This window comes from Novipirellula rosea (assembly GCF_039541335.1).
In the GTDB taxonomy this organism is placed as follows: Bacteria; Planctomycetota; Planctomycetia; order Pirellulales; family Pirellulaceae; genus Novipirellula; species Novipirellula rosea.
In genome coordinates this window covers 196,631-217,697 of the sequence record NZ_BAABGA010000120.1, presented here as the reverse complement: position 1 = coordinate 217,697, position 21,067 = coordinate 196,631, and the positions used below count along the sequence as shown (strand labels likewise).

The 21,067-nt window shown below is 55.2% G+C and carries 13 protein-coding genes; 4 read left to right on the top strand and 9 right to left on the bottom strand.

Annotated elements, in window-relative coordinates; translation table 11 throughout:
• Window positions 1-8 precede the first annotated feature (8 nt).
• A complete protein-coding gene (locus ABD971_RS33130; RefSeq protein WP_339936160.1) occupies window positions 9-914 on the bottom strand; it encodes a DUF1559 family PulG-like putative transporter in 906 nt (301 codons plus the stop codon).
• 303 nt (window positions 915-1,217) lie between these two features.
• On the opposite strand from ABD971_RS33130, the gene ABD971_RS33125 reads away from it, so the two are divergent.
• The 3 genes from ABD971_RS33125 to ABD971_RS33115 all read left to right on the top strand — a co-directional run bounded on the left by ABD971_RS33125 (window position 1,218) and on the right by ABD971_RS33115 (window position 5,065).
• Complete coding sequence (locus ABD971_RS33125) at window positions 1,218-2,888, top strand: hypothetical protein (RefSeq protein WP_345327942.1); 1,671 nt, start codon at window positions 1,218-1,220, stop codon at window positions 2,886-2,888.
• Between the two features lie 200 nt (window positions 2,889-3,088).
• The gene (locus tag ABD971_RS33120) at window positions 3,089-3,982 is read left to right on the top strand and encodes a DUF6655 family protein (protein WP_339936157.1); all 894 of its coding nucleotides are present in this window, start codon (window positions 3,089-3,091) and stop codon (window positions 3,980-3,982) included.
• Between the two features lie 231 nt (window positions 3,983-4,213).
• Entirely contained in the window at window positions 4,214-5,065 is an 852-nt protein-coding gene (locus ABD971_RS33115; RefSeq protein ID WP_345327941.1) for a class I SAM-dependent rRNA methyltransferase, read from the top strand.
• Window positions 5,066-5,109: 44 nt separating this feature from the next.
• Here the strand turns inward: ABD971_RS33115 and sucD are convergent, their stop codons facing one another.
• From sucD to ABD971_RS33095, 4 genes are all read right to left on the bottom strand, one after another.
• Window positions 5,110-5,988: a succinate--CoA ligase subunit alpha gene (gene sucD, locus ABD971_RS33110; RefSeq protein ID WP_339936153.1), complete on the bottom strand. Its 879-nt coding sequence runs from the start codon at window positions 5,986-5,988 to the stop codon at window positions 5,110-5,112.
• Window positions 5,989-6,146: 158 nt separating this feature from the next.
• Window positions 6,147-7,334, bottom strand: a complete 1,188-nt coding sequence (gene sucC / locus ABD971_RS33105) for an ADP-forming succinate--CoA ligase subunit beta (protein ID WP_345327940.1) — start codon at window positions 7,332-7,334, stop codon at window positions 6,147-6,149.
• Between the two features lie 222 nt (window positions 7,335-7,556).
• A complete protein-coding gene (locus tag ABD971_RS33100; RefSeq protein WP_345327939.1) occupies window positions 7,557-9,026 on the bottom strand; it encodes a DUF1501 domain-containing protein in 1,470 nt (489 codons plus the stop codon).
• A 24-nt stretch (window positions 9,027-9,050) separates the two neighbouring features.
• Window positions 9,051-14,150 carry a DUF1549 domain-containing protein gene (locus ABD971_RS33095; RefSeq protein ID WP_345327938.1) on the bottom strand — a complete coding sequence of 1,700 codons (5,100 nt, stop codon included), beginning with the start codon at window positions 14,148-14,150 and terminating at the stop codon, window positions 9,051-9,053.
• A 402-nt stretch (window positions 14,151-14,552) separates the two neighbouring features.
• On the opposite strand from ABD971_RS33095, the gene ABD971_RS33090 reads away from it, so the two are divergent.
• Window positions 14,553-15,365, top strand: a complete 813-nt coding sequence (locus ABD971_RS33090; RefSeq protein ID WP_339936146.1) for a 3-keto-disaccharide hydrolase — start codon at window positions 14,553-14,555, stop codon at window positions 15,363-15,365.
• Window positions 15,366-15,463: 98 nt separating this feature from the next.
• Here ABD971_RS33090 and ABD971_RS33085 read toward each other — a convergent pair whose 3' ends face one another.
• From ABD971_RS33085 to lpxC, 4 genes are all read right to left on the bottom strand, one after another.
• A complete protein-coding gene (locus tag ABD971_RS33085; protein ID WP_345327937.1) occupies window positions 15,464-17,536 on the bottom strand; it encodes an ATP-binding protein in 2,073 nt (690 codons plus the stop codon).
• Between the two features lie 590 nt (window positions 17,537-18,126).
• On the bottom strand, window positions 18,127-19,224 hold the full coding sequence (locus ABD971_RS33080) for a Gfo/Idh/MocA family oxidoreductase (protein ID WP_339936142.1): 1,098 nt from the start codon (window positions 19,222-19,224) through the stop codon (window positions 18,127-18,129).
• Window positions 19,221-20,030 (bottom strand): acyl-ACP--UDP-N-acetylglucosamine O-acyltransferase, encoded by an 810-nt coding sequence (gene lpxA / locus ABD971_RS33075; RefSeq protein ID WP_339936140.1) that lies wholly within the window; start codon window positions 20,028-20,030, stop codon window positions 19,221-19,223. Before lpxA ends, ABD971_RS33080 begins: the two co-directional genes overlap by 4 nt.
• A gap of 63 nt (window positions 20,031-20,093) precedes the next feature.
• Window positions 20,094-20,990 (bottom strand): UDP-3-O-acyl-N-acetylglucosamine deacetylase, encoded by an 897-nt coding sequence (gene lpxC / locus ABD971_RS33070; RefSeq protein WP_345327936.1) that lies wholly within the window; start codon window positions 20,988-20,990, stop codon window positions 20,094-20,096.
• Window positions 20,991-21,067 lie beyond the last annotated feature (77 nt).

Sequence of the window (21,067 nt, the reverse complement as noted above, 5' to 3'; positions counted from 1 at the left end):
GCCAAGCGTCAGAACGCCTCGATGACTTGATGGTCATTTCGATGGGTAAGCCGACCTAAGATGTCGGTCGAGACATCGACATTCAAGACATGCACGCTGCCGTCGGCGTAGACGAAATTGCATCCGCCCACATGGTAGCTGCCAAAGTTGGTTTGAAAGCGGTCGGTCGGAAAACGTGCCAGTGGATACCCGGGGCCGCCGCAGCGAGAGAAATTTGCCGGGTGGTCTCCGTTGTAAATCGCGCCATCCTCAGGAGCAATCCCTTGTCGTGATGGACGTACATGTTTCTCGCCAACGATGATCGTATGGCTTGTCCCATCACTGAGACTGGCGAAACGGGTACGGCTTTTCCACGTGACCAGCTTGGCGTTGGGCGGTGCAAAATTGCCGTCCGGCACCGTCTCGGGATCAGTGACCCCTTCCCCCATCACAAACGCCCCGTTGGAATAGATCCAATTCCACACACCCGCCGGCCCATGTCCTGCGGAACAGGCATAATCGCTGACAATCCCTGGAACATGACCACTGGTTTCATAGGGTGACAAAATATCATCCCCCTGGGTGCTGTAGAGGTTGGCGTCGCGTCGTGAGGGACAGAAATAGGGAGCAATCGCGGTCAGCCGAGCCGCGTCGCTTTGATAGTAATACTTAAGCGAATCGTCCCACTCGTCCGACAATGCAGCCTGTTCCAAGTGTGGCAGCAACAGAAATGCCCAACTCGTGTAGTGGTCGTAATTTCGACTTGGCGGAAGCTCGTTGCGTTGGGCATGAAAGTTCTGAACCGCGAGCCCGATCTGCTTTAAATGATTAAGGCATTGGGTCTGGCGGGCCGATTCCCGCGATGCTTGAACCGCCGGCAGCAGCAACCCCATCAAAACGGCGATCGTGCCGATGACGACAAGCAGTTCAACCAACGTGAAAGCAGGCGGGTGTGACAATCCACGCGAGCAGCGTCCGAATCCCAAGACTGAATTCCTGCTTTTCCGTCTATTACCAGCCATCAATTGGGTACCCCCCGATACCGCGAGGCGTTCTTAACGTACCAGCCCTTTTCCCCACCGCTCTACTCCACGGTCCACGGTACATATGCTTCGCCTACCCTCATCTTATCACTGTTGTTCCGCAAAGTGATCCAACAAGCAGGGAAGTTTCCTTTGCGATAGCGTTTGGTACAGCCGTTCACAGCTAGCCCTAAAGATGCAGCAAGCCTGAGAAATATGGTTGCCTTTTACGTTAAAACCGAACATTCCTGTGCGGGCCCGTTCACCGGGGTCGAACTCCGCGAAGCGGCGTTATCAGGGATCATTGGCCCGAACTCGTTGGTGGCTGACACCGAGACCGGACCGTGGCATCCCGCATTGGCGATCGGCTTGTTTTCCGAAAAGCGGGTTGCGCTTCCGCATCCTGCCGGCACCATTGTTCCCCGCTATCACGTTCGCGGCATGCTCGGCGCAGCACAGGGTCCCTTTAAACTCAGAGAATTAATCGGATTTGCCGCGCGTGGAATGCTTGCGGCCGATGCGGAAATCCAGAGCGACGTGACGCAAACCTGGATTCCGGTGGACCGCATCCATGTCTTGAGAGCCTGTTTGACCGGCGATCTCGTCTTACTCGGCTCGGCAGGGAAAATTCAGCGGCGAACCGATCCCGCGTCGCCTCACTTTGCGGGAAACCCCACACTGTCCGCGTTGCCCCACGCCGCTGCGGTCGCACCGGCGACCGTGGCTCAATCGGTCCTGCACGCATCAGATGCCGGCTTTCATTCTACCGAACGCGATTTCGCAGATCGCTCGTTCGGCGCAGATACGCTTGATGCCCAAAATTTGGACGATGCACACGAAGCTGTCCGCATCTGTCCCCCAAACCACACGCATCCCGCATCCGAAGCGAATGCGGCCGACGAAAATTCGAACCGTGAACGGTTTCGCGTTCGCGTGCAAGTTCTGGCGGGTCGATTGGCAGCACTGGCCCAAGTATTTCCCAGGTCGAGAATGGCAATGGGGTCGTTAGCCGTGTTGACCGCGATCGCCGCTGTGGGCATTTTGCAGTCACAATACCAAGCAGCCCCGATGCCTCGCGATCGCGTGCTTGGCGATTGGATCGACGGTTCGGCGGAGAACTTGGAAGCCGATCCTCCCTCATTCGCAATTTCCTTTCGCCCCGATGGGTCTTGCGTGATCTTCGCCCCCCATGGTGGATCATGGACGGGAGACTTTTCGTGGACCGATCGCGGGAGCGATTCCCATGAATTCTCGAGTTCCCAAGCGATCGAAGCAACGTATGACGTAATCGCAGCAAATCATCTTCATTCGCCAGTCAAGCCGAGCGATGGGCACGTGCGTTTTCAGGGCATGATGTCCTCGCCGCCCCTGATCGCGGGGCACAAGATGCGAGACTGTTTTCTTCGACGCGATAAGGATTCGCTGCTGCTGGGATACTTGTCATCGGTACGTTGGGCCGAGGGGCAAAAGACGCTGCAAGCTGGCTGGATTCGCTTGCGTCCGTTTTCGCCACCCGCCGCTGCGAGTATTGCCAAAAACCTAAAGTCGATCCCCGCCGAACCGAGACCCGCAGATGTCGTACGCGGCTCGGAGCCTGATTTCCCCATTGCCGAAGCAATTTCATCGATTGAAAAAGCCCCTCCCGCCGCTCGCGATCGCCGCTTCGTCTCGCCGCAGGGACGGCTGGCATACTCGAGCCTTGTCGATGCCGATTACCTGCTACGCACGTTTGGAATCCCCGACGCCGCCCGCCCCCTCTTCCCCTTCGAAGCACCGCGATTGCGATCAGGCCCCTCATTTGAAACCAGTCAATTGATTCGATATGGCGACTTCAAATTCTTGATGAACCGCGAAGGGCATCTGCAATACGTTTCGCGAATGCAGTAGAGACCGGCGGGAATCAACGAGAGCATGTGAGCAAGCGAGAGGTAAAGAAAGTGGTTCGAATGGGGCAACGCTACTGTTTGCCAGCATTTCAAAATTGAGATTGAGCTTGCTCAAATGCAACGTTAGCCGCTAAAAGCAGCAGTCAGCTTGTCAAACTGCATGTTCATCCCACCAACTCCCCCACCCCATCATCGTTAACGATGCGTCTATTTCCATCCCAAGCGATTTTCCGATTCATCATCGGACTAGCATGGATGGTCATTGGCACGGCAGTGACGGGGTGTGGAACCACCAAAGAACAACTCGCCACTCAACAGTTGGTGCTTAGTAAAGCAGTCGACCGCAGCATTGCGGGGATCGATTTTCGGCCGATGTCGGGGAGAACCGTGTATCTCGACACAAGTTATTTGAAAACGTCGAAGGATCTTGGCTTTGTAAATGCGGATTACGTGACCAGTTCACTCCGCCAGCAAATCGTTGCCGCCGGTTGCCTGTTGCAAGACTCTAGTAGTGACGCGGACATTATTGTCGAAGCGAGAATCGGTACGCTCGGTGCGGACGACCATCGAGTGACCTTCGGTGTACCGGAAAATAACAGCTTGTCTTCGGCCGCTTCGCTGCTTCCCAATGCCCCCAGTTTGCCGTCGATACCCGAATTTGCTTTGGCACGTCGCGATTCGCGCGAAGGGGCTGCAAAAATTGCCGCGTTTGCTTACGAGCGTGAATCTCGCAAAGCGATTTGGCAATCCGGGATCCGTGAATCGAGTGCCACCGCTCGCGACACCTATGTGCTCGGCATCGGGCCGTTCCAAAGTGGATCGATTCGCGAGCGAACGAAATTGGCAGGTAGCAAATATTTAAAATTTGGAGGGACAGCTCAACAGGATTCTCCGCACGAGAAATTTGCGCGTCCTCCGGTTAACTATACCGCCGAGACGCGATTTCAAGATGGCTGGCCTGTCTTTGATAGCGAAGGCACGTTCGTCGATTTTATCGAGGCGCCCGTCGACGAAACCTCCGAAGAGCCGACGGCGATTGCGGCCCAGCCGCCCGAAGCCACCGATGGCGAAGAGCCAGAAACAGAGCTTCGCTAGGGCCCGAAACTTCGCTTCGTTAGGGACAGAGCATCAGCCTTGTTGCTAGCAGCTTTGCCAGGAGACAGAGTTCTACAGGGGACAGAGTTCTACAGGGGACAGAGCTTCAGTTCTACAGGGGACAGAGCTTCAGTTGCCGGAGCTTTGTAGCCCGAGCCTCGGAGGCCCGAGGCAAAGCGGCGTCTGACTCCTCGGCATTGCCAGTACTTTCGGTTTACAATCCTGCGGACCATGAGCAATGTGTATCAACTTATCGATTTCGGTGACGGGCTAAAGCTCGAATCACTTGGCGGTTATCTGGTGTCTCGTCCGTCGCCCGCAGCCGAGGGGATTCGCCAAAAATATCCGCAGCGTTGGCGCGACGCCGATGCGGTCTACGACGTGAGCCAGCGGCGATGGACTCACCGCTCGGTTTGGCCAGAATCGCTGACGCTCGATTGCGGCAATTTCAGCATGCCGGTACGCCCCACTCCGTTTGGCCATATTGGGCTGTTTCCCGAGCAAGCCAAGAATTGGCAATGGTTGTCCGCCAAGCGTCCACAAGACGAATCGCTGGCGTTAAACCTGTTTGCCTATACCGGCGCAAGCACGATGGCGCTGGCGCAAGCAGGGTTCTCGGTCGTGCACGTCGATGCGGCCAAACCAAATGTTGCGGCCGCAAAAGTGGCGGCAGAGACAAATCAGCTACATGACGCCCCGATCCGTTACCTCGTCGACGACGCTGCGAAATTCGCAGCCAGAGAGGTCCGTCGCCAGCGGCGATACCACACGATCGTGATGGACCCGCCTGCCTACGGCCACTCGCCCAAAGGGAAAACGTGGCGACTCGAGCGTGATCTCTGGCCGTTGGTGGATGATTGCCTCGAATTGATCGACCCGATGGATTTCAGGATGCTGATCACGGGGCATTCACCGCAAGTCGATGCGAGTGATGTGCTTGAATATCTAATGCGATCGGCGACAGTCAAAGCAGCCAAACAAAACGATCGGCTCCGCGTTAAAACGGGCCGATCGGCGATTCAAGATCAATCGGGACGCAGCCTCGACGCGGGTTTTTATGTCCGCGTTGAAAGTGGCGATTAACTGCGATGCGATTTAGCGGTGACGTGACTTAGCAGAAACGCGATTTAGCCTTTGCGAGCGATCGCGTCGACCACGGCTTGGCCCATGTCGGCCGGAGTGGGAGCGACAACGATGCCAGCGTCTTCCAAGGCAGCCACCTTTTCTTCGGCTGTTCCCTTGCCACCGCTGATGATCGCACCGGCGTGTCCCATTCGTTTTCCGGGAGGAGCGGTACGACCGGCGATGAATGCCGCCACAGGCTTCGTGACGTTTGCTTTTGCAAATGCCGCGGCCTCTTCTTCGGCCGATCCACCGATTTCACCGATCATCAAGATCGCTTCGGTTTGATCGTCTTCTTGATACAGCTTTAGCAGATCGATAAAGCTGGTGCCGACGATCGGGTCACCACCAAGTCCAACGCAAGTGCTTTGCCCAAGGCCGAGGTTGCTGGTTTGCCAAACCGCTTCGTAGGTTAGGGTACCACTGCGGCTCATCACACCGACTTTGCCTGGGTTATGAATATAACCGGGCATAATGCCGATTTTGCACGAGCCGGGTGTGATCAAACCGGGGCAGTTAGGGCCGATCAAGATCGAGTTGCTCGCTCGCACTTTTTCGTAGACGCGAACCATGTCGATGACAGGCACGCCTTCGGTGATTGCAGCAATGATTCCGATGCCCGCGTCAACCGCTTCGAGGATCGCGTCGGCGGTGAAAGGGGGCGGCACGAAGATCATCGTTGCGTTGGCACCGGTTTTCTCAACAGCCTCTTCGACTGTATCAAAAACAGGAATGCCTTCGACGTTTTGGCCGCCTTTGCCTGGGGTGACTCCGCCGACCATGTTGGTGCCGTAGTCACGACATCCAAGACTATGGAACGTGCCGGCGTTGCCCGTGATGCCTTGGCAGATGACTTTTGTGTTTCCGTCAACCAGAATGCTCATGACCGAATGACTATTGTAGAGAACGTGTAGGAATGGAATGTTGAACCGACTTCGTGATGGTCATCCGCTGCCGATAGCGGCGGATTTGACGCGGTTTTGCCTTGCTGCGGATCTTATGGCTGCGGGTTTCATCCCCGCAGCCCGTTAAGCCCGCGGCATTAGCCTGCGGCGGCAGCCACAATCTTCTTGGCCGCGTCCGTGATGTCGGTCGCGTTGATGACGTTCACGTCGCTTTCGGCAAGCATCTTGCGGCCTTCTTCGACCTCGGTGCCTTCGAGCCGGACGACCAAGGGAACGGTAAAACCGACCGTCTTGCTCGCTTCGATCAATGCCGCTGCGATCGTGGTACAGCGTGCGATCCCACCAAAGATGTTGACCAATACGCCCTTGCAGTTAGGGTCGGACAACAAAATCCGGAAAGCTTCGGTCACTTGTTGAGCGTTCGCTCCGCCGCCGACGTCCAGGAAGTTTGCAGGTTTGCCACCGTGGTATTTGATGATGTCCATCGTCGACATCGCCAAACCGGCACCGTTGACCAAGCAACCGATGTTGCCTTCGAGCTTGACGTAGCTAAGTCCCGAGTCGCTCGCACGCACTTCGCTCGGCTCTTCTTCGGACAAGTCGCGTAGTTCCAACAAGTCCTTGTGGCGGAACATCGCGTTGTCGTCGAAGGTGATCTTCGCGTCCAAGGCGACCATTTCGCCGCTACCGGTGATCACCAGTGGGTTGATCTCTGCCATCGCACAGTCGTAATCGACAAAGAAGCGGCAGATCGCGGTCATGAACTTGAAGGCAGCCTTGGCTGCGGGACCTTCGATGCCCAGCTTCTTGCAAAGCTTACGAACCTGGAACGCTTCGAGTCCCACGGCGGGGTCGTAGTGTTCTTTGAAAATCAGTTCCGGGGTCTCTTCGGCGACCTTTTCGATCTCGACACCCCCTTCGGTGCTGACCATCAAGACCGGCCGCGACGCTTCGCGGTCAACCACGATGCCGAGATACAGTTCGCGAGCAATATCGCAGCCTGCTTCGACAAAAACCTGGTTAACGACTTTGCCTTCTTCGCCGGTCTGGATCGTGACCAACGTTTTTCCGAGTAAACCGTTGGCCGCCGCACGAGCTTCGTCTGCACTTTTGACGAGCACCACGCCGCGTTGCTCAGGGTTATCGATAATGGTTCCCTTACCGCGTCCGCCCGCATGAATCTGGGCTTTGACGACAGCAATCGAACCGCCGAGTTTTTCAAATGCGGCAGCCGCTTCGTCAGCGGACTTCGCAATATGTCCTTCTAAAACCGGCACACCAGCTTTGCGGAACAGTTGCTTGCCTTGATATTCGTGAATCTTCATCGACTTTAAGGGGGCTTTCGCGCTCGCGCACAAGGGAAACGTTTCCAAGAAGCTAAAAATATACGTTTCCAACGCGAGCTGAGGAACCATAGCGCCAACTTTGTCAGGCCCAGAAGCCTCAAAAGTTTTTAGCATTCCCCTTCGCTCGCTCTCGGCAGCCAATTTGCCGCCAATATTTTGACGCGAAGAGCGCTCACGAACTTCACCCGCAGCCCACGCGCGTCATGCCATCAACGCGGAAATCGCCTCGGCTTTGACTAATTCCCGAGGTTGATTCAGGTGGTTGTAGACGATCGTATCCGGCGCGATTCCGAAGCTGTGGTAAATCGTCGCTAACAGTTCCGCAGGATGCACCGGGTTTTCCAGCGGCGCTGAAGCGGTCTTGTCGCTCTTGCCATGGATATACCCACGTTTGGTTCCCGCACCGGCCACCACCGCGGTGTAGCAGTACGGCCAGTGGTCGCGGCCATCGTCGCTGTTGTTGTTTCCACTGGTGCTGACGCCTCGCTGAGGACTGCGGCCAAATTCACCTACCGCCACCACCAAGGTATCTTCAAGCAATCCGCGGGTGTCCATGTCCGTGATCAGAGTCGACAATGCCGAGTCGAGCATCGGGGCCGATTGATCTTTCATCCGTTTGCTGAGCCCGGTGTGATGATCCCACGAATGATTGTCGCTGTTGGCAACCTTGGGCCAAATGACTTCGACCACGCGAGTTCCGGCTTCTACGAGTCGCCGGGCAAGTAAACAGCTTTGACCAAACGTGTTGCGTCCATAAGCGTCGCGAATCTCGTTGGATTCCGCGGACAAATTAAACGCATCGCGTGCACGCCCCGAAACGATCAACGACAATGCTTGGTCGTAGTATTGGTCCAGTTCAAACGACTCGACCGCCTCGTTGATTTGAGGCATTTGCGCGTTCAACAGATCACGAAGCCTTGCACGCCGCTGCAAACGGACGCTGAACACCTCGGGTCGCAACTGCAGATCATCGATCTTAATGCGACTCATCTTTTCCATGTCCATGTCGTCGCCGTCGGGATAAAGCGTATACGGATCAAACGCTTTGCCGAGGAAACCCGCGGTGCCACCTTTGCCAACGACGTTGGATTCTTGTAGCGGACGTGGCAGCATGACAAACGGAAGCATCGGTTCGTCAAGCGGACGCATCTTGACGATGTTGCTGCCGAAATTCGGAAAGTCTTTGGGCGATGGCGGTTCAAGTTGCCCCGACGGACTGACCTTGTCGGTCGTATAGCCGGTCATCATTTGGTAGATCGCGGCGGTGTGGTTGAACAAACCATTGGGTGTGTACGACATCGACCGAATCATCGTGAAGCGATCGTTCACCTGACTGAGCTGCGGCAGATTCTCGGTGAACTTCACCCCGGGGATTTTTGTGCTGATCGGCTTAAAAACGCTTTTAGCGTTATCGGGTAGATTTTCTTTGGGATCCCACAAATCCAATTGGCTCGGGCCGCCCTGCAAATACAACAGGATGATACTTTTTGCCTTGCCCCAACCTGGACCGCCGACATGTTTCTCCGAGGCCGCAGCGCTTTGCATTTTCAATAGCGACGGCAGCGACAAACCGAGCATGCCACAACCACCCACTCGCAAAAACGTGCGACGTGTAGCCGAGAGATGCGGATCGCAAAGATCCTTTGCTTTAAAACCTTTGAATGACAACATCGTTCGTTCTCTCTCTTGGTAATTTCAGTGATTGAACAGAAACGCAGGGCTATTGATTAACGCCCACGCCAAATCTTCGGCTGCCGTCAAACGGACGTTGCCGAGTTGTTTCGTGCTTTCGGCAAAGTCTTTGCGAAGCTGGACCAGAGCAGGATCATCCGCCGTTGCAACCGAAAGATTCTTTTTGCGTTGTTCCAGCTGCACCAGCGTCGGGTCCGGTGGAACAGGCTTCCGAGCTTCGGCCAATGCCGCACGCAAATCAGCGATGCCTTTGTCCGTGGCCGCACCGTAGTCGACGATCAGCTTGGTTGCCGCTTCGCTGCGTTGCTCCGCCGGAGTCGATAGCGCCGCGGCGATCGACTCGCTTTGGCTGAGCGGGATGTCGCCTTCGGCCGTGGTGGCCGAGATACGAAACAGTCCCAAACGGTGATTTGCTGCGTTGTGGAACTGATGCAGATCAAACGTCAACGTGCAACCGCTAGGGTTCGCGATCGGAGTTTTCAATTGGAACGTAGCCCAGTGCACGACACCGAGTGACGGGGAAACGGCCCAGCCGCCTTGGTCATTCGTCTTTCCATCAAACGTGGTGTTGATGTCAAAGCCGCCTTGAGTGAAGTCAGCTTGTGCTTTGGCGATTTCGACCTTTTCCGGCTTTTGATCTTTCCCATGGTTTTGTACTTGGATCACCAATTCGGTGATGACAAAATTGCCGTTGTCGGGCAACCCAGGGCCACCGGCGGGCAGATCCGCAGCCGGTAATGTTTCCAACCGAAACCCCGTAATCTGCTTCAGCGTCGTGGGCATCTTGATCGTGTAGATACCTTTGTCGGCATTGCCCGATGCTCGGATCGAACGATCCGCTTGCGGCGTTAACACCGCCTTGTTCGATGCCGACAACTCGGTCGCCGACAAGGGATGCCATTCCACGTTGGACGCATCGGCAAACCGTTTCTCGGTGGTCGTGATCAAGTTGGCTTGTGCTTCGCTAAGTGCTTTTTCCGCCGCAGCCACTCGTTTCGCACGCTCTGCTTCGAGCCGCGTTCGTTCGGGCTTGATTGCCTCGGTTCGCTCGGCAATCTGCGAGACAACTTCCGCAAGCTTTGTCTCGCGAACGGCTTCCAATTCGGCTCGTCGAATCTTCCAATCGGCTTCGGATTGCTCAAGCTGTTTCCGCAGCGCGTCATGATCGACTTGGACTTCGCCGATGATACTCTTGAATGCCGTGACTTCGGGTTCAGTCGGTCGACGTCCGATCGCTCTCAAGAAAACCTCTTCGGCGAGCATTTCGTCTTCCGGGCATATATCGACGATTTTCGCGAGTTCGTTTTTCGGATCCGAAATCGCGGAACCGACCGTGGGGCCACTGATCAGTGCCATCACCGGTCCAAGCTGCAGATCCGAGGATCGTTCACATTCGCATGCGCTCTCGCGCGCCGGCCGGCCCAGATTCTGCAAAAACCCATCGGCTAGCTTCACCCCGGAATCAGGCAGCGCGGCGGCACGTGTTCCCTTGGCCACCCCGGGAATCGAACTGATCGCTCCGGTGACCTGATGCACCGCATCGTAAATCACTTCGGCAGGCAATCGCCGCGGCATGGCATGCGAGTAATTCAGATGGTCGTCTTCGTTTAGCGGGTTCGACTCGATGCTCAATTGATAGGTTCGACTATTACAAATCAAACGATGCATCGCCCGTGTATCGAACCCCGATTCGACGAAACGATCCGTCAAGAAGTTCAGCAGTTCGGGATTGGTCGGCGGGTTGCCGGCACGGATATCGTCGATCGGTTCGATCAAACCGACGCCAAGCAAATAGCCCCACATGCGATTGACATAACTGCGGGCAAAGTAGGGATTATCGGCATCGGTCATCCAGTGGGCAAGCTGCTCACGACGCGAAGCACTGTCGCTTGTTTCATGTTCGACGGCGAAGGGAAAATCGGGTGCGACCGTGTCGCCCGTTCTGCCATGCTTAATTTCCCCGTTTGTTTTGTCGGACACGATCTCAAACAGCGGCTTAGCACCTTCGACCGCTGACCCACCTATCTTGCGATCCCCCGAGGCGGGATCCTTTTTCAGATCGACCTGAGCAAAGTAGGCGGACATCTCAAAGTATTGGTCTTGAGTCCAGCGTTCAAACGGATGGTCGTGGCACTTGTTGCAATTGAAGCGAATCCCCAAGAACAAATGCGTGGTGTTCTCCATCGTGTCTTCGGGCGTTCGCAACACTTTGAAATACGACGCCGGAGGATTTTCGTTGTTCGATCCGCTGGCCGTTAACAGCTCGCGGACAAATTGGTCGTAGGGTCGATTTTCAGCAACGCAAACACGTATCCATTCTTGAAACTTCGTGCTCCCCTCGACTCCAAGAAACTTCCGATTGACTTGCAACAGGTCGCACCATTTATTGGTCCAGTAAGCGATATAGGCTTCGCTGCCAATCAATTCATCAATGACTTTGGCTCGTTTTTCACGCGAGTCGGTCGTGTCGGCCAGGAACGATTTGACTTGATCGCTGGTGGGCAACAATCCGGTCAAATCAAGATAGACGCGGCGCAGGAACGTGGCGTCATCACACAGTGGGCTGGGGACCACTTTGACTCGCTGCCATTTCTGGGCGACAAGTTTATCAATCGTGTTGTGGGTGATAAGCACCGGATCTTCGTAACCCGATCGATCACCCATCACGGTTAACGTCGTTGCCGCGTATGCTCCTTCGAAACGAGCCAGGATGGGAGCTTCGCCTCGACGAATCGCCGTCAGCAAGCCGTTGGCATCGGCAGTGGCAACTTCGGAATTCCCACTCTCGATAAACGCTTCGCTGGTTACGTCACGCGAAGTGCCGTTGCGATAGGTCGCAACCACTCGCACTTGTTGACGCGACTTGATCGCTTGGACCGTCGGATTGGTTGGAAAAATTTCGATCGATGCGACGCGTGATGATTGTAAATCCACCTGACTTCCATCGGCGATCCAGCGTCGCAGGATCGCATGATTGGGGTCGCCGTCGACCATCAGCACGCCACCTTGATGCGGCGTCAAGCCGAGCGGCTTTCTCAGCATCAACGAATCGTCCGGCGAGGCGGGGTTGATACGTCGCGCGGCCAAGTCGTCCTTGAGTGCTCGCAAATCAAACACGGGATCATAACCGCGAAGCGACAGCCGAAATCCATTTTTTCCTTTTTGGGCCCCGTGACATGTTCCTTGGTTACACCCCAACCGGCTGAGCACGGGATTGACGTCGTGAATGTAGTCGACCGCGCCGGGGGCATCGTCGTCACTGTAGGAAGCGACATCGACAGAGACCGTTTTCGTTAGCTTGCCAAAGCGAACCACCATCTCGCCATGGCCGTCGGCAATTGGTCTCATCAATCCACGCTGATTCATTGCGATCAGCGAGGGAACGTGGACTTCGCAATGACGGGTCACGTCGACGGCCGAGTCATCCGCAAGCGTCGCCATCACCACCATTTGGCTATAGGCATAAGGCGAATCCAGTCGAATCGTCTCGGGATAGACCGTCAATCCGCGAGCCGATTTCGCATCCACGTCCGGTTCATCGGTCAACGATTCGGCGGACGCGACCTGCGTTTGCATCCACGCCTTGGCGTCAAAGGCACCGTGCTGGGTGTTCGTTTCGCTTTCGATCGCGACAATCGGAAACTCGGATACAAGCTTTCCCTCGGTATCGATTCGCCGCAGCACCGCATCGTTACCGGCAATCACCAACCCGTTATCGCTGGAGAAACGAATCGCGTAGACGGCCGCGGTGTCGCTACTCCATTTCGCGATCTCCGTCGTTTCCTTGGATTGATATGCCGCCAGCATTTCTTTTTCTTTTGCCGAGCGTTGGGGCCCTCGCTTAGCCATGATTTTTTTGACTTCGTCAGACAGGGTGCCGATAAAGTCATACTTCCAAACTCGCACCTCGCTGCGACCATCGAGCGTCGATGCGGCGGCCAAGCGAGAGCCATCGGGGCTGATCGCGACGCTGAAGATTCGGCCCGGCATCGCAGGCAGATTGCGGATCAAGTTGGCATCGTCGCCAATCTTGCGTGCGGTTTCGCGGAACACGCGATAAACCTTGGCGACACCGTCCGCACCGCCAACCAAAATTTCATTTCGCGCGGGATGGATCGCGACGCTATTGAGTCCTCCGGAAAGAGCCCCCGGAGTAATCGAGGTGATGTTGTCGACAAATCGTTCGGTGGAAACCTCGGTCAATTTGCACGACATGTCGCGAGCGACCGAAACCAAATGAGTCCCATCGGGTGTAAAGACAGTGTCACGAACCCAATCGTCATGTGCCCCTTGAAACAGCACCTGCTGACCCGATGCGGTGTCGATCGCGCGAATCACATTGTCGGTCGCACCAAAGGCAAGTTTACTTCCGTCGGGAGACCAGCTTGCGCCGCTAAGCGTGTCATGCGTAAACGGCAGCGACATTGTCAATTTATTCGATACAACGTCCCAGATCTGTACTTCGCCTTGCACCCCAGGAGTTCCACCGGTTGCGGCGATCCGTTTCCCGTCGGGCGAAAAGCGGACCGCATTGATTCGTGGACTCATTCCAATCAAACGCGAAATGGCTTCCCCGTTCTCGCTTTTCAGCAGGATGATTTCATGAAACCCCGCGACGGCGATTTGCTGTCCATCGGGGGAAACATCGATCGAAGGCAATGTGGGTGGCCCGACGTAAACGGGCGGATGGTCTGGAGTGTAAGTCGGCCCCGTCGACTTTGGCGAATCATCCTTTGCCCCGTCAGAGATCCATTGCCGAATCTTTTCGATCTCGCTGGCGTGCAGTGGCTTGGCCGGAGATTTCGGCATCTCCGCATGCCCATCGACTGGCGTGATTTGATCGACCAGATAACTTTCGTCTGGTTTACCGGGCACAATCGCCGCGGCGTCACTCTCGCCGCCTGCGAGCAACGACGCGAAGTCGGTCATTTTATATTGGCCAAGCTGCTTCGCGCCCTGATGGCATCCAAAGCACTTGTTGCGAAAAATGGGCTCAATGTCGCGAGCATAACTCAGCGATACATTGGGATCGGAGGACTCCTTCGCTACTAAATCGATGCAGATCAGCGAAACGATAGCGAACAAGATTGTTCGAAAGGCCATGGCATTACTCGTGCTTCCAGAGTTCGTTTGCACGCAGATCTCTGAAAGTACCGACGACGTTTCCACTTCGCTCGTGTACCAATCGCATCAAGCTTGTGAAGCAACGAAGGCGTATGGATTTCAGAGAACAGCGAGTCTGATAACGCCAATCCAGTATCAGCACGCTACTGGCTGATACGAGTAGCCCAGGGAATGGGCGGGCGGGAGTGGGCCGGATCTCTCGTAGTGAGGGATCGCGAACCGCTAATTCACTATATCGGGGGCTTCGTGCTCGTCAACACTTTTGACGCTGTGTAAACTCTGATTGTTCGAGAATACGAAAGCCGATCCAATCGTGCGTTGATGGCACTCGAATCCTACTAAACCACCCCATAAACCTCCCCCCCATCATTGAGAAACCACATGAAACGTAGCGTTTTTCTCCCTTTGACTCGTCTCGCCCTGCTGGGCGGCCTTGGATTGTCCGTCGCCTTTTCGGCTTCCTCACTGTCGGCCGAAGAGTACCTCAATGGGATCAAATGGCAGGAACCGCCCAAGGTGACTCCGGGCGAAACCAATGCGGACGCCCCTTCGGATGCTGTGATTTTGTTTGACGGCGCGGATTTGTCTGAGTGGAAAAACGGCGACAAATGGAACGTCAAGGATGGTGTCGCAAGCACCGGCAAAGGGATGATCACCACGAAGCAAGAGTTTGGTGACTGTCAGCTTCATATCGAGTGGTCGGCACCGACCCCTGCCAAAGGCAGCGGACAAGGTCGCGGCAACAGTGGTGTGTTCATGATGGGGCGATACGAAATTCAAGTCCTGGACTCGTATGACAACGAAACCTATTTTGATGGACAAGCCGGAGCGATCTACAAACAAACTCCACCGGCGGTCAATGCGACTCGTCCGCCAGGCGAATGGAACACCTACGACATTTTCTGGACCGCGCCCCGTTTCGGCGATGACAAAAAATTGGTTTCACCCGCTTACGTTACCGTGGTTCACAACGGAGTTTTGATCCTGAATCACTTCGAGCTAAAAGGGGACACTCCTTACAACCGTCCGCCCGAATACAAAGCCCATGAACCCGTCGGTCCGATCTCGCTGCAAGACCACGGCAACCCCGTACGATTCCGTAATATCTGGGTTCGCGAATTCAAGCCAGCTCAGGGCGAACAAGAGCGAAAACCGTTCCTTCGCGATGGCAACAAAGAAACGCCAATCGAGTAAGAAGGCGAATGGCTTACCTCGAGTAAGCTGGATCGAAGCACCGTTTGCGGCGGCATCGCTGTCGCAAACGGCGGCAACGCGGCACGTTCACGCTCGGTTCAATTGGAGACCGATTTCTCGGCAGCAGGCTGCAAATCGGATAACGCCGGAAACAGGATCGTGAATTCGGTTCCCGATCCCTCAGCGGATTGCAAGTCGATGGCGCCGCCGTGTTGTTCAACGATCCCGAGCACCGTTGCCAACCCGACCCCTTGCCCTGTCGATTTGGTGGTGAAGAAGGGGTCGAAAATATAACGCAATGTCTCGGGCGAGATCCCGCCTCCGTTGTCTTTCACAGTAACGTAGACATGCTCTCCCGGCTGGATCTTTCCACTAAAGATGAAGCCATCAATCTCCACTTGCGAGACTTGTTTGGTGGCAACGTCGATGTGCACCTCGCCCGATTCACCGATCGCTTCGACTGCGTTGGTCAATAAGTTCAACAGGACTTGCGACAGCGCGGTGACATCTCCCCAAACATTCGGCGTGCCCGGCGCGATATGCAGATCGATATGAATCCCTTTCTTGGTCGCTGACCCCACCAGACTGGCGACTTTGGTCGCGGCTTGTGCGAGGTCCACATGCTGAGTCTGCGATTGGGATTGCCCCGCAAACGTCAACATTTGTTTACAAAGCGATGATGCCATCTCAGCCGCGTGGACCACTTGGTCCAGGTTGTCGTTGGCAACGCTTCCCGGTGGCAAGTTGAAGTTGCATAATTCGGCGTTGGTCATGATCACGGTCAGCAGATTATTGAAATCGTGCGCGATCCCACTCGCCAACTTCCCAAGACTTTCAAACTTTTGCTGGTTCTGAAGTTGTAGCTCTCGCTTTCGAGCACGTTCTTTTTGTTTCTCGCGTTCGATCACCAGCGCTAGCGACCTTGCCACACGTTCGAGGCTGACGAGATCCTCGGGCGGACCACAGTTCGCATCGTTGGACGCCAAACAAATTGTCCCCAGCGTCGTATTCGTGCTGTCGGTGATCGGCATCGACCCGATTGTCTTGATCCCTATCGGGCCGCAAAACGCTGCGGTCGCAGAAAAATCCGGACTCAACATCACGTCTTGGATAAATCGAAACGACCCCGATTGCATCGCCGCGCGGCACGTGGTCGCTTCACTCATGATGGGAAACCCCAGCAGCGTCTTTCGGACATCCTCAGGTAGCGATGGCGCGGCCGCAAACCGAATCGATTGCCTGGCCTCATCCAACATCAACACCAAACACCTCAATGCAGGAAAAGCGACATCGATCTTGCTCGCAACTAGAAAAAGCAAGGATTCAATGGACGTTCCCTCGGATGCGTTCTTAAAAATCTCTTTTTCGAGATTCATCAACTCCAACTGCTGACGCTCGACGGTCGTGTCACGCACCGTACCGACAGCGCGTATCTTTTCACCATTGGCGTTCCATTCACAGACCGATCCTTCGAGACGAAGCCAACGATACTCGCCTGTTTTACGTCGAACCCGAAATTCGTAATCAAACGTATCCGGGAATTCTCCCATCGCATCAAGCTGGCTTAGATCCTCGGGATGCATCAGGGCGCGAACCCCCATCACAGACCGATCGATCTCGCCTTCGCGATACCCTAGGATCCGCAGGTATTCGGTATCTCGGATCACTTGTTGATTGGGGATATCAAAATCCCATACGCCAAACTGGCTGCCCTTCAATGCCAGTGCATAACGCGTACGCACCGCGGCGAGCGTATTTCGGTCGTTGTACCAATCGGTGATGTTGGTGAAGGAATTAACCGCAAATGTCTTGTCACCATTACTGAAGACATTGACATTGGCGCGGACATAAATCCGCTTTCCCTTAAGCGTCATGAAGGCGACGTCGTCGCTGAAATTAGAATCCCGGCGATCAATCGCCTGCAAATAACCTGCGAGTGACGAAAGCGACTCCGGGGGTGCAAGTTCCGAGGCACGTCGATTTAGCTCCTCGATCGACTCCGCCTCAAACAACTCCACCGCCGCCTTGTTGAACGTGACCGTTTGAATTCCTGCAAAGACTTGGTTGCGAAACTCGGAGTCCAACTTGAGCTTCTCAATCAACGATCTTTCGGACGTGTCATCAATCTCATCTAAAATCGAGACGAGTGCAGTCACATCATCAATAAGCACCGCTGATCTAATTGACTCGAGCAGAAAACTTGTAGGGTTTTCTATCGACGACAAAATTTCAGGAAGGTGTATCATCTAGCGGGCTTTCGGTTCTGAAGTGCTCCGGCGCAATCGCACGTCAGTTAGTGTAACAGGTCCCTCGGCTGGTTGCACGCGAATACCCGACGTGCCGCTGCACACTCGCATACGTTTTATTGCTTTTTGCTATCCGAAACCAGATCGCAAGGCGGTTTTGGCGGCGGAGCATTCACAATACGCGGGCACAATGCCATCAGAAAGACCTTCCCCGTGCCGCCAGATACACGCTTTGGAAGATGGTTTCGGAAAACCGCAACGCCAGGGATCACAAAGCCGATGCCGTCGACCTGAGTCGCGCTTGCGGCGTAAGCCGTCTGATTGCGGCGAGCAAAGCATTAAAACTGGACCGGGCGGCTCTCGCCGCACCGCTATAAAAACCGCTTGTTTAACCCCAAGGTGCATGACCGCTGACGGCGTGCCACCAACAAGGAGGGAATGCAGCATTCACCACCCCAGTGGGGGCCACAAACGAGATCCCCGACCGACACGCACACGCGATGACACTTCGCGTACTATGCAGCGCGTCGATTTTGTCCGGCACGACGACTGGCCGATTCGATGCGTTGACGCACCATCGCGTGCGGACCGACTTCGGTGGTGCTCGAATCGCGGTACCAGGTACGCTTCTTGATTGAGTCGAGGATTTGGTCGGCTACGATCACGGCTCTTGCACCGGCGTCTCCATTGACGGCTGGCGAGATGCCGGTCTGGATACTGATTGCAAAGTCGTGAAGTTCATCGAGGATCGCATTACGTGGTTCCAATTCCTTGGTCACACACTTCAGCGATTCGGTGAAGATTTGATCCGCACAAACAAGCGGGTTCTCGACTTCGCTATCGAGATCAAACGTACGGTCCACCACCGACGCACTTGGACAAACCGAGGTCAGCGATGGTTTGCCAAAGTCGATATCGGCAAAGCCGTTGGCACCAAAAATCTGCATCTGTCGAGCCGGTGTTGGACTTAGCCGCGACGCTTTCAAATTGGCAACCAACCCGCATTCAAATTCAATTCGAGTTTCGGCGATGTCTTCGTGGCTGCTGATCACCGACATTCCGCTGGCGGATACCGAACGCACAGGTGCATTGGTCAGCGACAGGACAAGATCCAAATCATGGATCATCAAATCCATCACCACGCCGACGTCAAGGCAGCGACCGGGGAACCGCGAGGCGCGAACGGCTTCGACGTACTTCGCGTCCACCGCCAAGTCTTCCAGTGCAGCGAACGCCGGGTTAAATCGTTCGACGTGACCGACCTGCAGCGTCAGATTACGGCTTCTCGCCAGATTCGCAATTCGCTGCGCATCGGGGCCATTCGCCGCCAACGGTTTTTCCACGAAGGCGTGCTTGCCCGCTTTGAGCAAATCAGTGGCGATTTCCGCGTGCAAATCGGTCGGAGCCGCAACCACCGCTGCATCGATTTTAGGGATGCACTCTCGATAATCGGCAAACGTGGGAACTGAAAACAGTTCTTCTACTTTTGCCCGAGCTTGTGCAAATGGATCGGTCACTGCAACCAGCTCGACCCCGTCGACTTGTTGCAACAATTTGGCGTGGATACGTCCTAGATGACCTGCACCGATGACTGCGATTCGTAACCGACTCACGCTGCTTTTCTCCTTCGGTCGCGACCACGGCCTTTTTGACCGGCAACCGTTGTATCCATGAAATTGAACAATTCGCGAAGCACAGGCCGAATGGGGCCGGTGGACAACAATTGCTCCTTGGCGGCATCGAGTCCCACATAGGATCGATAAAGTAACTTGTAAGCTTTGGTCAGGATTTCAATGTCTTCTTTGGGAAATCCATGTCGTTTCATCCCGATCGTGTTGACCGCGCGAGGCTTGGCGGGTTGGCCATCGACGATGATGTAGGGCGGAACATCATGAAGCACTCGCGCCATCGCGCTAATAAAGCTCATGTTTCCGACCGATGCAAAGTGAACGATGCCAACGCCACCGGCGATGGTGATGTCGTTACCGATGTGCGCGTGTCCGCCGATCATCACATTGTTGGCCATCACGTTGCGGTCACCGACTTTGCAGTCGTGGGCAATATGGGTGTGAGCCATAAAGTAATTGTTGTGACCGACTCGGGTGATACCGTCTTCTTTTTCCGTAGCGCGGTTGACCGTGCAGTACTCGCGGAAGACGTTGCCGTCACCGATCTGTACTTGCGTCGGGGTGCCCTTGTAGCTTGTGTCTTGCGGGTCCGCACCGATCACGCAGCCTGGGAACACATGGTTCTCTTCGCCGAGCGAGGTAACGCCGGAAAGAACCACATGGTCTTCGAGCAAAGTATCGTCACCGATGCTGACATCCGGACCGATCACGCAGAAGTGACCAATGCGTACATTCGTCCCTAACTTAGCACGTGGATCAACCACCGCAGTCTGAGCAATCTGGGTACTCATGTTTCGGCTCCAAACATCTCTCGGTTATAATCCCACATCCGCACGGAGAAATCACTGCTATGGCTAAGCAACATTTCGATGCGATTGTGAGATATGGGTTAGGGGAATCTGCGAGGCAGCGAGCTCAGCAAGTCGCTGAGCCATGCGGCCGTTAAGGTTGTGTCCGCCACGATAGGAAACAAAGTTCCCGACCAATTCGACATTGGCAAGCGCCAAGTCACCAATCAGATCGAGCACTTTGTGCCGTGCACATTCGTCGCGAAACCGTAGTGTGTTTTCAATCGGACCGTGTTCGCCGATCACCAACAAGTCTTGGTTGGTGACGTGCGATGCGACCCCCTGCTTCCGCAGTGATTGAGCCTGAGCTTCCGTAACAAATGTTCGAGCCGGAGCGACATCGCGGATAAATCGTTCCGGTGTCATTCGCAGTGTGAAGGTTTGATCAAAGATCGGCGAAGGGCCATCAAAACTCAAGCGATACTCGTACGAAGTATGGCCATCTTCTGCGGGAGTTGCTTCGATCCACCCAGCAGGCGATTCGACATAGATTCGTTCACGCAGCGTCAAACGACGCTTGGGCTGCGATTGAATGATTAGTCCGGCGGTTCGCAGAGCGGCTACAAACGCAGCGGCACTGCCATCGAGTCCTGGCAATTCCTCAGCGTCAATTTCAACCACACAATTGTCGATCTCGAGTCCCACCAGGGCAGCCATCAAATGTTCGATCATCTCGAAACGGGCATCGCCATCGTGCAAGATGGTGCGAAGATTAGCATCATTGCGTTTTTCGACAGACGCTTGGCACATCGGTTTGGACGGCAAATCACTGCGGACCAATTGAATCCCAGTACCCACCGGTGCCGGGTGCATCACGACACGCACGTCGCGACCGCTCCAGTAGCCTCGACCGCGGACTTCGCACGAAACCGCGATTGTATGTTCGTTGCGTGATGGTGTCACGCTTCGGCCTCCCCTGCCGTGCCCACTCTCACATCCTTGCGAGAGCCTTGTGTGTTTACTGTATTCACGGCATCCGA